This window comes from Micromonospora matsumotoense (assembly GCF_900091525.1).
Taxonomy (GTDB): domain Bacteria; phylum Actinomycetota; class Actinomycetes; order Mycobacteriales; family Micromonosporaceae; genus Micromonospora; species Micromonospora matsumotoensis.
Window position 1 is genome coordinate 260,473 of the sequence record NZ_FMCU01000002.1, and the last position, 13,147, is coordinate 273,619.

The following is a 13,147-nucleotide window of genomic DNA, read 5'->3' on the forward strand; positions in this document are numbered from 1 at the left end:
AGCCGTGGGTGAGCTTTGAGCACATCGGCCTCATGTTGGGACGCTGTAGCCAAAACTTTTGCCATCTGCGTAAAAAGTTGGTGAACTATTGATCGAAGTCCGCTCTTCGTGAGGATGATCCGATGCGCTGTCCCCCTCCAGCCACCGGGCCCACCGGGCGTGCCCTCGCGGCCCTCCTCGCGTTCGTGCTCGCCTCGGCGGTCGTCCTGCTCCCCACCGCCCGCCCGGCGCAGGCGCACGGCACGCTGGCGATGTCCATCCCGGCGGCCAACGCCACGGTGACCGAGGCGCTGACGACGGTGGAGCTCTATTTCACCGAGCAGGTCGCCGCCAACGCCTACTTCACCGTCACCGGGCCCGGTGGTGGTCGGGTCGACAACGGCTGGCAGCAGGGCTCGCCCCGCCCCCTGGACAAGCCGGTACGGGAGTACCTGCTGGTCAACGGGAAGTTCGAGCCGAAGGAGTACAGCACCGGGTTCCCGGCGGTGGTGACGCTGGCCCACCTGCCGGCGGCGGGGCAGTACGCGGTGAGCTACCTGTCGGTGGCCTCCGACGGAGAACCGGTGCGGGGCACCATGAGCTTCCGGTACAGCGGACGGGCGACCGCCGCGCCGCAGGGCTGGCGGCCACCGGTCGACCAGCCGGACCCGGCACTGGTGGCCGCCGCCGAGCAGCACGCCACCTCCGGCCACTCCGGCGGCGCGGCACCGGGCGGGCCGACCGCCTCCGCCGTCCCGCTGGCCCCCTCGACGGCCGCCGCCGCGGCCTCCCCGTCGGCCGCCGCCCCCGGCGACGACGAGGGGGGACTCGGGTGGCTGGCCTGGACCGGCGGCGCGGTGCTGGTCGTGGCGGCGGTCGGCTTCGCGGCCTGGCGTCGTCGCCCCGTCCCGGCCGCCCGGCCCGTCGGTCGGCCCGCCGGCCGCGCCGGTGGCCGGCCTCGCGGCCAGGGGGCGGTCGCCCGGTCCGGCACCGGTGCCCGGGTCGGACGGTCGAAGTCGGCGGGCGGTCGCCAGGGGGTGACCCGTCCCGCCGCCGCCCCGCGTGCGGTGGTCACCGAACGGGTGGGGGTACCCGTCGCGACCGGGGCCGCACCCACCACGACCGGGACGACAGCCACCACGACCGGGACGACAGCCGCTGTGGCCGAGGTCGCGTCGGCCCGGGGGTCGCGGCTGGGCAACACGGGTCTCGCACTGCTCGTCGGAGGGCTGGTGGTGGCCCTGCTGGCGGGGTTCGGGCTCGGTCGGCTCGGCTCCGGCACCCGGCCCGTCGACCGCACCGCCGCAGCGCCGCCGGTCACCGGGGCGGCGGTGTCGGCGGGGGACGGGCACCAGCACGGGCCCGGCACCGGAGCGCACACCCATCCCGGTGACGGCGCGGCGCAGGTGACCGGGTTGTCGGTGAACGCCGGCGGTTACACCGTGCAGCCGGAGGCCAGGACCCAGCCGGCGGGCGTACGGGCGGACTACCGGTTCCGGATCGTGGGCACCGACGGGCAGCCGGCGACCCGCTTCGCCGTCGTCCACGACAAGCAACTGCACCTGGTGGTGGTGGGTCGCGACCTGAGCGGCTACCAGCACCTGCATCCCACCATGGCGGCGGACGGCACCTGGACCGTCCCACTGACACTGGCCCGGCCGGGCGGCTACCGCATCTATGCCGACTTCTCGGTGACCGCCGCCGACGGCAGCACGGTGCCGCTGGTCCTGGGCGTCGACCACCAGGTGCCCGGCGCGCACACCCCGGTCCCGCTGCCGCCGGCCGCACCCCGGTCCACGGCCGGGCCGTTCACGGTGACGATGACCGGTACGCCGACGGTGGGCGTGACGGTGCCACTGTCCTTCCGGCCCGACGGCGTCGAGCCGGCCCGGCTGGAGCGCTACCTGGGGGCGTACGGGCACCTGGTCGTGGTGCGGGAGGGCGACCTGGGCTACGTGCACGTGCACCCGGAGCAGGAGTTGGTGGACGGGACGGTCCGGTTCTGGCTGACCGCCCCGAGCACGGGCCGCTACCGCGCGTTCTTCGACTTCCAGGTCGACGGGAAGGTGCACACCGCGCAGTACACCCTCGACCTGTGACCTGTGACCTGTGACCTGGGTGCCGGTCCCGGTGACCCGTACCCGGCGATCCCGGGGGGACCCGTGCCCCCCGGCGGGCCCGCGTGCACCGGGGCCGCGCCGGGCGGGCTGGCGGAGGCGGGCCGGCGGGATGAACCAGCAGGGTCGGCAGGGTGAATCGGTGGGCCCGTACCCGGGGTGTCGGTGGGAGCGGCCATGATGGGCCGGTGAAGATCCTGTCCATCCAGTCCTCGGTCGCCTACGGCCACGTCGGCAACTCGGCGGCCGTGTTCCCCCTGCAGCGCCTCGGACACGAGGTCTGGCCGGTGCTCACCGTGCACTTCTCCAACCACACCGGGTACGGCGCGTGGCGTGGGCCGTTGCTGGCCCCGGCCGACGTGGCGGAGGTGATCGAGGGCATCGCCGACCGTGGGGTGCTCGGCACGGCCGACGCGGTGCTGTCGGGCTACCAGGGGGACCCGGCGATGGGCGCGGTGATCCTCGACGCGGTGGACCGGATCAGGGCGGCCAACCCGGACGCGGTGTACTGCTGCGACCCGGTGATGGGCGACACCGGTCGGGGGATGTTCGTCCGGCCCGGTATCCCGGAGTACCTGCGGGACGTGGTGGTCCCGCGCGCCGACATCATCACCCCGAACCACTTCGAGCTGGACTTCCTTGCCGGCCGGACGACCACCACGCTGACCGAGGTGCTGGACGCCGTCGACGTGGTACGCGCGACCGGGCCCCGCGACGTCCTGGTCACCAGCGTGCTGCACGGCGACGTGCCGGACGGCTCGCTGGAGGTGGTGGCCGTCTCGGACGGGGGTGCCTGGGCGGTGACCACGCCCCTGCTGCCGATCAGCCCCAACGGCGGTGGTGACGTCACCGCCGCGCTCTACCTCGCCCACCTGCGCACCACGGGCTCACCCGCGACGGCCCTGGAGCGGACCATCGCCTCGGTCTTCACCGTGCTGGAGCGGACCCTCGCGGCGGGCACCCGGGAGATCCAGTTGGTCGCCGCCCAGGACGCCATCGCCGACCCGCCGGCCCGGTTCACCGCCCGCAAGCTGCGCTGACGGGCCGGCAGGGGCGGGAGGCACCCAGTCGGCCGCCGGTCGTGGCGGGTGCAGGTCCTGCCACGACAGCGCCCGACGCCGGGCGCGGCGACCTGGCCGTCATCCTGGCCGGCAGGGCCGGCCCGCGTCGTCGCGGTGACCACCGCGCGGGCCGGTGTGCCCTCACCGGTCGGCGGTGACCGGCGTGCCGTCGCGCCCACCGGCCGGCAGGGCGCGGGCGAGCCGGCGGACGGCCTCGTCCATCAGGTCGGGCGGGGCGGACGCGTAGCTCAGGCGCAGGTGCGGGGCCGGGGGTTCGGCGGGGTACCAGGGGCGGCCGGGGAAGACGATGACGCCGGCGGCGGCTGCGGCGGCGGCCACCGCGACGTCGTCGGTCCCGTCCGGCAGGCGGACCCAGAGGTGCAGGCCGCCGCGCGGGACCGGCGGCCCGTCGAGCGCGGGCAGGTGCCGGCGCAGTGCGGTCAGCAGGGCCTCACGGCGGGCGCGCAGCGCGGTACGCAGGACACGTCGGTGCCGCTCCCAGGCGGGTGCGGTGACGAACTCCATGGTGGCCTGTTGCAGCGGCCCGGCGACGAAGAAGTCGTCGAGCAGCCGGGCCGCCCGCAGCCGGTGACCGGCCGGGCCACGGGCGCCGATCGCGGCCACCCGCAGCCCCGGGGCGGCGGATTTGGTCAGCGAACGCAGATAGACGACGTGTCCGTCGGGATCGTCGGCGGCCAACGGCGGTGGGGTCGGCCCGTCGATGGTGAGGTCACGGGCGTAGTCGTCCTCGATCAGGAACGCCCCGGCATCGCGTACCACCTCGGCCACCCGGGCCCGGCGGTGGGCCGCGAGCGTCGCGCCGTGCGGGTTGGCGTACAACGGCTGGCAGTAGAACAACCGCGCGCCGGTCCGGGCGAACGCGCCGGCGAGCTGGTCGGGGCGTACCCCGTCGGGGTCGGCGGGCACCGGGGCCACCCGCAGCCCGGCGGCCCGGGCGGCGGCCAACGCGCCCAGGTAGGTCGGCGACTCCACGAGCAGCGTGTCGCCGGGCGCGGCGAGGGCCCGCAGCGTGGACGACAGGGCGGCCTGCCCACCCGAGCAGATCACCATGTCCTCCGCGCGCAGCCCGCCCCCGGCCTCCCGGGCGAACCAGGCGCGCAGGTCCGCCCGACCGTGCGCCGGGCCGCGCTGCCAGGACGCGGGCTGCCGGGCGGCGCGGGTGAGCGCGGCGCCGAGCGCGGCGGCGGGCTGGAGGTCGGCGTCCAGGTAGCCACCGGAGAGCGCGATCGCCCCGGCGGGCGGCAGCGCCAGCAGCGCCTGCATCTCGTCCTCGCCGGGCTGTCCGGGGCCGAGCGCCACGGTCTGCCAGGACAGGTCGGCGACGTGTCGCTGCCGGGGCGGGGCGGCCACGAAGGTGCCCCGACCGGCGCGCGCCTCGATCAGGCCCTCGGCGACGAGGTGCCGGACGGCTGCGGCGACGGTGACCGGGGAGGCGTGGTGCCGGGCGGTCAGCTCCCGCACCGACGGCAGGCGCGCACCCGGATCGGCGGCGGCCACCAACCGGCGCAGATCTTGGATAACACGATCAGCTGCGTTACCGTCATCCATGAGAGACCACAGTAGCGCTACCGCGCCGACAGCGGTAACAGCCAACCGGTTGACCGGCCTCGCCCTCGGCGCGCTGGGCGTGCTCGCCTTCAGCATGTCGCTACCGGCCACCCGGGTCGCGGTGCAGCAGCTCGACCCGTGGTTCGTCGCCTTCGGCCGGGCCGTCGGCGCAGGGCTGCTGGCCTGGGCCTACCTACGGTTCACCGGCGCACCACGGCCCACCCGCGCCCAACGCCGGCGACTGGCGATCGTCGCCTTCGGCGTGGTGGTCGGCTTCCCGCTGTTCACCTCGCTGGCGCTGATCGACCGGACCGCCGCGCACGGGGCCGTCGTGATCACCGCGCTGCCCGCCGTGACGGCCGTGTTCGCGGTACTGCGCAGCGGCGAACGCCCGCCGCCGCTGTTCTGGATCGCCAGCGGCGGCGGACTGCTGGCGGTGCTGTTCTTCCTCGGAGTCGGCGGCGCGGTGCGCGGCGCGCTGGCCCCGTCGGACCTGTTCCTGCTCGTCGCGGTCCTGCTCTGCGGCCTGGGGTACGCCGAGGGCGGCGCGCTCGCCCGCGAGCTGGGCGGCGCCCGGACGATCTGCTGGGCGCTGCGCTACGCGTTGCCGGCCACCGGTGCGGCCACCCTCGTCGCCGCCGTGGCCCACCCGCCGCAGGCGGACGCCTCAGCCTGGTCGGCGTTCGGCTACCTGACCGTGGTCTCCATGTTCCTGGGTTTCTTCGCCTGGTACGCGGGCCTGGCCCGAGGCGGGGTCGCCCGGGTCGGCCAGCTCCAGCTCGCCCAGCCGGTGCTCACCCTGCTCTGGTCGGCGCTGCTGCTCGGCGAGCGCGTCCCGGCGGCCTCACTCGGCGCCGCCCTGCTGGTGCTGGTGCTGGTCGTGCTGATCCAGCGCACCCGCGACCGGACCCCGGCGTCGACCCCGCCCCCGGCCCGTGACCCCGTCCACGGGTAGCCCCGGTCAGGGTTCCGGTCGGTCGCCACCAGATCGTTGCGTGCCGGCGGGAACCGCGGGCCCGGCCCCTGCGGGGGGTTCCCGTGACGCTGGCTGTTCCGGCTCTCCCGGCCGTTCTCCTTCCCACGGCCGTTCCTGTCCCGGCGGTCGCGGTGGCTCCGGTGGTCGTGGTGGCTCCGGCGGTCGCGGTGGCGAGATCCAGGTGACCAGGACCACTGAAATGATCATGAGGAGGAACCATGAGGCGAGCTTCGTCGGCGACACCGGGTCCCAACCGGCCACCTGGCCCGGGTAGAGCCAGGCCTGTGACCAGGTGGCGATGTTCTCCGCCAGCCAGATGAAGAAGGCGACCAGGAGGAAGGCCAACAGCAGCGGCATCCGCAGCCGGAACCGGAAGACCCGGAAGTGCATCACGCAGCGGCCGAACACCATCGCGACGACGGCGATGAGCGGCCACCTGACGTCCGGAAGGTAGTGGTTGGTGAAGAAGTTGGCATAGATCGCGACCGCCACCAGGGCCGTCACCCCACGCCGGGGGTAGCGGGCGAAACGCAGGTCGAACAGTCGGTTGACCCGTACCAGATAGGAGCCGACCGCGGCGTACATGAAGCCACTGAACAGCGGCACCGCGCCCAGCCGGAGCATGCCGTCCGGGGCGTAGGACCATGAGCCGACGTGCGTCTTGAACAACTCCATGGCCGTCCCGACCAGGTGGAACAGGAGCACCACCCGCAGTTCCCGCAGGGTTTCCAGGCGTCCGGCCAGCATGGCCACCTGGATGGCGACCGCGGCGGCGGTCAGCAGGTCGTTGCGGGCGAGGGCGGCGTCCTGCGGATACCAGAGCCGGGCCGCCAGGATGACGGCCAGCATCGCCCCTCCGAACACACACGCCCAGGCCTGTTTGAGCCCGAAGACCAGGAACTCCACCAGCCAGCCGGCCGGTCCACGTCGGGGCAGCCGGGCCAGGACCGCGCGGAAGCGGGCATCGACCGCACGTTCCGTCGTGGTCAGACCGGCCGGTCCGGGCGCAGGAGGCATCGGTGGCGACGCTACCGGGTCCCGGCCGGGCGGGGGCCGACGGTCAGGGGGACGTCGAGAGCGCGGCGACGAGACCGAAGCCACCGCAGCAGAGCACCCCCAGCACGGCCAGCGTGACCAGCAGGATGCTGTAGTTCGACCACATGCCGAACTTCGTCACGTCGGTGCCCTGCCCGTCGTGGACCCGGTTGCGCCAGCCACCGAAGCGGAACGACAACGGGTACACCACCCCGGGCTGGGTGACCAGCGCGGTGGTGATGACGGGGATGCCCATGAAGTCGGTGTAGCGCACGTCGTGCGGCCCGGCCGGCACGGCCACGTACCAGGTGCCCTCGCCGGGGATCGCCACCAACCGACCGTCGACCTTGAACCGGCTGGTGGACGGGGCGGGCACCAGGTAGGGCCCCCGATTGACCGAGACGGTCAGCACCGCGTGCCCCGGGGGCGGCGGGATCGGGTGGGGGTAGGCGATCATCGGTGTGACGCCGCCGGGCGCGGCCGGGTACGAGGGCTGAGGGGGATACGACACCGCCACATCCTGGCATGGCCCCCGGACACGGTCCGCGCGGGCGACGTACGACCGACGGGGTGGGACGCCACCGCTGGACCACCCCGTCGCGCAGGCCGACTCCGCTCGGGTTGAACCGTCGGCACCCCGGTTCGTACAAGGGGGCCGGGACGGGAGGATGTCGGTGGGATCGAGGTGTGGAGAGCGATGGTGGGGATGCGGCGAGCCTAGTCGCGGTGCTGCTGGCCTGCGGCACGGTGCTGCTGGTCGGGATCGCGCTGGTGGTTCCGGCGGGGCCGGCGCGTGCGGTGCCCGCCGAGACCGGCCGGTACAACGTGGTGGGGCCACCCGTCGACGGGCAGCGGGATTACCTCTCCGTCATCCCGCTGCGTACCCTCGGTAACGGCAACCGTGCCGCACTGCCGGCGGCCCTGCCCCTGGTGCTGGGAACCGGGGACCCTGGCGGTTGCACGTCGACCTGGGCCAGGAGCCTCTGCCGCAACCCGTCGGCACCGGTGTGCCGCTGCGTCATCGAGGTGATGCGGCGGCACACCGGGCCGCAGGCGTACCGGCGGTGGGCGCACCCGGGCGACGCCCTGCCGGGCAGGCGGACCGGCCGGTCAGGCCTGCCTGCCCGGCAGGGTGAACCGCCAGCGGCGGGACCTCAGCACGGGCGCGACGCGGTCGACCGCGTCGACGGTCTGGCTGCGGTCCCCGCCGCCGTCGTGCAGCAGCACCACCGCGCCGGGGGTGACCCCGTCGAGCAGTCGACGGACGAGTTCGTCGGTGCCCGGCGGCTCCCAGTCCCCGACGGCCAGCCGCCAGCCGAGCGGCTGCATGCCCAGCGCGGCGGACACGGCGGGACTCGCCCCCCAGGCCCCGTAGGGCGCGCGGAAGTACCGGATCCGAGCCGCTGGTACGGCCCGCCGGATGGCCTCGTTGGTCGCCCGCAGATCCGCCTCGATCCGGTCGGGTGACCAGGAGGTCATGTCGTCGTGGTGCATGCTGTGGTTGCCCAGGTGGTGGCCGTCGGCCACGATTTTTCGTACCACCTCGGGGTGTGCGCTGACGTGGTCGCCCCACAGGAAGAACACGGCGGCGATCCGGTGCCGGCGTAGGACGGTGAGCAGCCGCAGCGTGTCGGTGGGATTGGGGCCGTCGTCGAAGGTGAAGCTGACCGTCCGTCCGCCGCCCCGGGCCGTGTCGACGATGTCGGCGCTCACCGCCGGCCTACCGGCGCGGCTTCGGCGTCGCCCGGGTCCGCACGTAGGGCGGGCCGGCGTAGATCAGGTCGGCCTTCATCAACTGGTACGACCGCTTGGGCTGGTAGTTCTCGTCGTAGATGGTGGCCAGGCCCTGCGGCGGGTCGTCGAAGGTGCCGGGCACCCAGGAGTGTCGGTCGGTGAAACCCCAGACGGTGAACGACAGGCAGCGCGGCTCGGCCAGGCAGGCCTGCAACAGCACGTGGAAGTTCGCGGCGGACGCCTGCAGCCGCGGGTTGATCTCCTCGGAGTCGCCGGCCTGCACCCCGTCGGTCAACCGGCTGCGCACGTCGACCTCGGTGAACGCGGTGGACAGCCCCAACCCGGCGAACCGGTGCAGCGCGTCGGCGACCTGGAGGGTGTCGTAGTTGCCGTACTGGGTGCCCAGGTGGCCCTGGCTGCCGACCCCGTCGATCGGCACGCCCCGGCCCAGCAGGCCCTTGACCATGTCGAAGACGAACTGGGTCTTGTCGTTGGCCGGGTCGCCGGAGCCGAACGCCTCGATGTTGTAGTCGTTGTAGAACAGCAGGGCGGTCGGGTCGGCGGCGCGGGCCCAGCGGAACGCGTCCGCCACGTAGCCCGGGCCGAGGTGCTCGGCCCAGAAACCCTTGTAGTGCAGGGTGGACGGGGTGTCCCAGGGGTCGCTGACCGCCTCGTTGACCACGTCCCACTGCCAGATCTTGCCCCGGTAGCGGCTGGCCACGGTGGTGATGTGCCGGCGCAGGATCGACCGCAGCTCGGCGTTGTCGATGGAGCCGTCGGCCACCCCGTCGGTCAGCCACTTCGGCAGTTGGCTGTGCCAGACCAGCACGTGACCCCGGACCTTCTGGCCGTTGCGTCGGGCGGTGGCGACGAGTTCGTCGGCCGCCGACCAGTCGTAGTTGCCCCGGGTGGGTTCCAGGGACTCCCACTTCATCACGTTCTCCGCGGTGACCGTGGAGAACTCATCGCGCACGATCTCCCGGTAGCGGGGTTCGGCGGGGTCGGCGAGGGCGGCCATGTCGACCGCGGTGCCGACGTACAGGCCGTGGCGCTGGCCCAGGGCGCGCAGGCTCTGCGCGGTCGGGTCGTACGGTCGCTGCGCCGTGGCCGGCACGGCGTTCAACACGCCGGCGGTCGCGACGGCGACCAACCCGGCAGCCATCCACCGTCTGAGCATCATCTGCGGTCCTTTCCCGAGGCGCGTCGACGGGTCGACGGCGGCGAGGGTGGGGGAGGGGCGCGGCACCGGCACCGTGGGGGTGGCCGGTCGCACCGGAGCGTCCGATAGTTGAACATCGATTTCCGGAAGCCGCCTGGAACGTTACGAGCGCGAGCCCCCCGGGTCAACCATCGAAACTTCCGGAACTCCTGGTCAACCCCCTTGGTCGATCATCGCAACAGTTTCGAGAATCGATCGGATGCTGCCCCCGGGCACGACCACGACCGGCTCCACCCGGAGCCGGTCGTGGTGGGTGTGGGACGGTCAGTGCTCCTGGTAGGTGGCCCGGTCGAAGTCGGCGTGGCCGCCGTCGCCGCCGAGGTCCTGGACCCAGAGCCCGAGGAACGCCCCGGTGAACCCCCAGGCCGCCGGCTCACCGTCGATGATCAGCGCGGCGTGTTCGTCGGACAGGATGGTCGCGTCCAGGTCGATCGGGAGCTGCTGCCAGCCCGCGCCCAGGTCGTAGCCGAAGCGGACCACTGGGCCGTCGAACTCCGCCCGCAGGCCGACCCGGGTGCCGCCGTCGGTGTCGACGGTCAGCTCCGGGTGGGCGGTGCGCCGGCCGTTGTCGGAGCTGAGCAGCTCCAGGACGGTGCGCCCGTCGTCCGTCCTGGTCAGGTAGAGGTGATGCCAGTTGAGGGTGTTGTAGTAGGCGGTGATCCCGGCCAACTGGCGGTGGTCGACCGGGTCGAACTCGACCACCGTGTCGAGGGCGCACCGCGTCGCGCCGACCCGCCGGGCGACCAGGCTGGGGGCCTGCCGGCCCACCGGGGACTGCCCACCGTGCACCCGCAGGTGCGACGGGCGGGACCGCAGGTCGATCCAGTCCGGGGTGGCCGGTCGGCGCAACGTCGACCAGGCCGGGCCCAGCTCGGCGGCGTCGAAGTCGTCGGTGGCGGGCTCCGCCGGCCACGGGTGCGCCGGCAGGTCGGGCGCGACGACCTCGTCCGCCGGCACTCCGCCGGGGATGCGGGGCCAACCGTCCGTCGGCCACTCGACGTGCTGGATGGCCGTCTCCCGGCCCAGCACGCAGCTGCCCAGCGGGGAGTAGGGGCGGCCGACCAGGTGGGCCAGATACCACCCGCCGTCCGGGGTGCGCACCAGGCTGCCGTGGCCGGCCTTCTGCAACCGCAGGTCGGGGCGACCCACGGAGGTGAGCAGCGGGCCGTCCGGGTCCACCTCGTACGGCCCGAACAGCTCCCGGGACCGGGCCACGGTGACCTGGTGCTCCCAGCTGGTGCCGCCCTCGGCGGTGATCAGCCAGTACCAGCCGTCGTGCCGGTAGAGGTGCGGACCCTCGGTGACCCCGACCGGGGTGCCGGTGAACAGGATGCGGGGCCGGCCGACGAGGCGGCGCGCGGCCCGGTCGTACTGCTGGATCTCGATGCCGCCGAAGCGGTCCCGGCCGGGTCGCCAGTCGGCGCTCATGGCGAGCAGCCAGCTGGTGCCGTCGTCGTCGTGGAACAGGGCGGCGTCGAAGCCGCGCCCGTGCAACTTCACCGGCTCGGACCAGGGGCCGGTGATGTCGGACGCGGTGATCAGGAAGTTCTGCGGGTCCCAGTAGCCGCTGGCGAAGCTGGCCACGTCGCTGTAGACGAGGTGGAACTGGCCGTCGTGGTAGGTCAGGTCGGGTGCCCAGACCCCGTTGGAGTCGCCGCAGCCGCGCAGGTCGAGCAGGCGGCGGTCGGTGATGATCCCGCCCAGCTGTCGCCAGTGCACGAGGTCGCGCGAGTGGTGCAGGCGCACCCCCGGGTACCACTCGAAGGTCGAGGTGGCCAGGTAGTAGTCGTCGCCGACGCGCAGGATCGACGGATCCGGGTGGAATCCGGCGAGGACAGGATTGCGGATCGACCGGGCAGCGGTCGCCACTTCAGCGGTGTCGGTCGACACGGGCACTCCTCGGGGCAGCTCTCGAAACTTTCGGAATCATGGCCATGGTCGGTGAAGCCCTGCACACGCTAGCCGTTTTCCTCGCGATAGGACAGAGGTCTTGACCCGCGCGGAAACAACTCGTAGCGTGCCCGCCATCGATCGGTAATACCGGCGACGCTCTGAAAGTTCCGGAGATACACGTTTCGAAATCGCCGGCTCGACCGGCACCCGAGCACCTCGTGAGTCCCCCGAAGGGATTGATCATGACCGCGCACCTCTCCCGCAGATCGCTGCTCGGCCTCGTCGGCGCCGGTGCCGGCGCGTACCTGCTCAGCGGTTGCAGCGACGACGCCTCCGACGACCCGGACGCCCCGCAGACCATCAACTGGTGGCACATCCAGAACACCGAGCCGATGCTGCCGGTCTGGGCGGCGGTCGCCCAGGAGTACCAGGGCGCACACAGCAACGTGAAGATCGAGATCCAGCCGCTGGAGAACGAGGCGTTCAAGGCCAAGCTGACCACCGCGACCCAGGCCGGCTCCCCGCCGGACCTCTTCCAGTCCTGGGGTGGTGGGGTGCTCAAGCAGCAGGTGGACGCGGGTCTGGTCAAGGACCTCACCGAGACGGTGGCCCCCTGGAAGGACAGCCTGCTGCCGCTGTCCCTGGAGCCCTACACCGTGGACGGCAAGATCTACGGGGTGCCGTTCGACATCGGCATGGTCGGCTTCTGGTACAACAAGGACCTCTTCGCCCAGGCCCAGATCACCGCGCCGCCGGCCACCTGGGCCGAGCTGCTCGACGTGGTCCGCAAGCTCAAGGCCGCCGGGATCACCCCGGTCGCGCTGGCCGGCAAGGACAAGTGGCCGGCCCACTTCTACTGGGCCTACCTGTCCATGCGCATCGGCGGGCTCGGCGCGCTCCAGCAGGCCGCCAAGGACAAGAACTTCGAGACCCCCGACTTCGTGGCCGCCGGTGAGCGGCTCAAGGAGCTGGTCGACCTCCAGCCGTTCCAGAAGGGCTTCCTGGGCGCGGAGTACGGCTCGCCGGACGGGCAGGCCGCGACGATGGGCAACGGCCGTGCCGCCCTGGAGCTGATGGGGCAGTGGGCCCCGTCGGTGCAGGCGTCCAGCTCCACCAGCAAGAAGGGGCTCGGCGACAAGCTCGGGTTCTTCCCGTTCCCGGCCGTCGACGGCGGCAAGGGCTCGGCCACCGAGGTGTTCGGTGGCGGCAACGGCTTCGCCGTCGGCAAGGACGCCCCGCCGGCCACCCTGGACTTCCTCAAGACCCTGCTCAGCGTCGACGTGCAGCGCCGGAGCACCAAGACCGGCGCGGTGCTGCCGACGGTCAAGGAAGCCACCGACGCCGTCGCCGACCCGAACAACAAGGTCGTCGCCCAGACGCTGGCCGCCGCCACCGGCTTCCAGCTCTACCTCGACCAGGCCTACCCGCCGGCCGTCGGCCAGCAGGTCAACGACAGCGTCGCCGCCCTGGTCGCCGGCAGCAAGTCACCGGCACAGATCCTCAAGGACATCACCCAGGTGGCGAAGACCCAGTAGTGACGTCCCCACCCCATCGATCACCAGCC

General features: G+C 73.0%; 10 protein-coding genes. 4 read left to right on the top strand and 6 right to left on the bottom strand.

The features are described 5' to 3' along the window. Window positions 1–122: 122 nt before the first annotated feature. Window positions 123–2,078: a copper resistance CopC family protein gene (locus GA0070216_RS04880; protein ID WP_091239570.1), complete on the top strand. Its 1,956-nt coding sequence runs from the start codon at window positions 123–125 to the stop codon at window positions 2,076–2,078. A gap of 206 nt (window positions 2,079–2,284) precedes the next feature. Continuing rightward, entirely contained in the window at window positions 2,285–3,136 is an 852-nt protein-coding gene (gene pdxY, locus GA0070216_RS04885) for a pyridoxal kinase PdxY (RefSeq protein ID WP_091239574.1), read from the top strand. A gap of 162 nt (window positions 3,137–3,298) precedes the next feature. Here pdxY and GA0070216_RS04890 read toward each other — a convergent pair whose 3' ends face one another. Further along, on the bottom strand, window positions 3,299–4,726 hold the full coding sequence (locus GA0070216_RS04890; protein WP_091239578.1) for an aminotransferase-like domain-containing protein: 1,428 nt from the start codon (window positions 4,724–4,726) through the stop codon (window positions 3,299–3,301). Window positions 4,727–4,775: 49 nt separating this feature from the next. Here GA0070216_RS04890 and GA0070216_RS04895 point away from each other — a divergent pair, with 49 nt between their 5' ends. Next, on the top strand, window positions 4,776–5,681 hold the full coding sequence (locus GA0070216_RS04895; RefSeq protein WP_245722304.1) for a DMT family transporter: 906 nt from the start codon (window positions 4,776–4,778) through the stop codon (window positions 5,679–5,681). A 6-nt stretch (window positions 5,682–5,687) separates the two neighbouring features. Here the strand turns inward: GA0070216_RS04895 and GA0070216_RS04900 are convergent, their stop codons facing one another. The 5 genes from GA0070216_RS04900 to GA0070216_RS04920 form a co-directional block, all read right to left on the bottom strand. Beyond that, window positions 5,688–6,719 (bottom strand): DUF817 domain-containing protein, encoded by a 1,032-nt coding sequence (locus GA0070216_RS04900; protein WP_091239583.1) that lies wholly within the window; start codon window positions 6,717–6,719, stop codon window positions 5,688–5,690. A gap of 43 nt (window positions 6,720–6,762) precedes the next feature. Next, entirely contained in the window at window positions 6,763–7,248 is a 486-nt protein-coding gene (locus GA0070216_RS04905) for a hypothetical protein (protein WP_091240843.1), read from the bottom strand. Between the two features lie 599 nt (window positions 7,249–7,847). Further along, entirely contained in the window at window positions 7,848–8,450 is a 603-nt protein-coding gene (locus GA0070216_RS04910) for a polysaccharide deacetylase family protein (protein ID WP_091239584.1), read from the bottom strand. A 7-nt stretch (window positions 8,451–8,457) separates the two neighbouring features. Further along, window positions 8,458–9,651, bottom strand: a complete 1,194-nt coding sequence (locus GA0070216_RS04915; RefSeq protein WP_091239588.1) for an endo-1,4-beta-xylanase — start codon at window positions 9,649–9,651, stop codon at window positions 8,458–8,460. A 303-nt stretch (window positions 9,652–9,954) separates the two neighbouring features. Further along, window positions 9,955–11,580, bottom strand: a complete 1,626-nt coding sequence (locus tag GA0070216_RS04920) for a glycoside hydrolase family 43 protein (RefSeq protein WP_091239591.1) — start codon at window positions 11,578–11,580, stop codon at window positions 9,955–9,957. Window positions 11,581–11,825: 245 nt separating this feature from the next. Between GA0070216_RS04920 and GA0070216_RS04925 the strand changes: the two genes are divergently transcribed. Beyond that, window positions 11,826–13,118 (top strand): extracellular solute-binding protein, encoded by a 1,293-nt coding sequence (locus GA0070216_RS04925; RefSeq protein WP_091239593.1) that lies wholly within the window; start codon window positions 11,826–11,828, stop codon window positions 13,116–13,118. The last annotated feature ends 29 nt before the right edge of the window (window positions 13,119–13,147 follow it).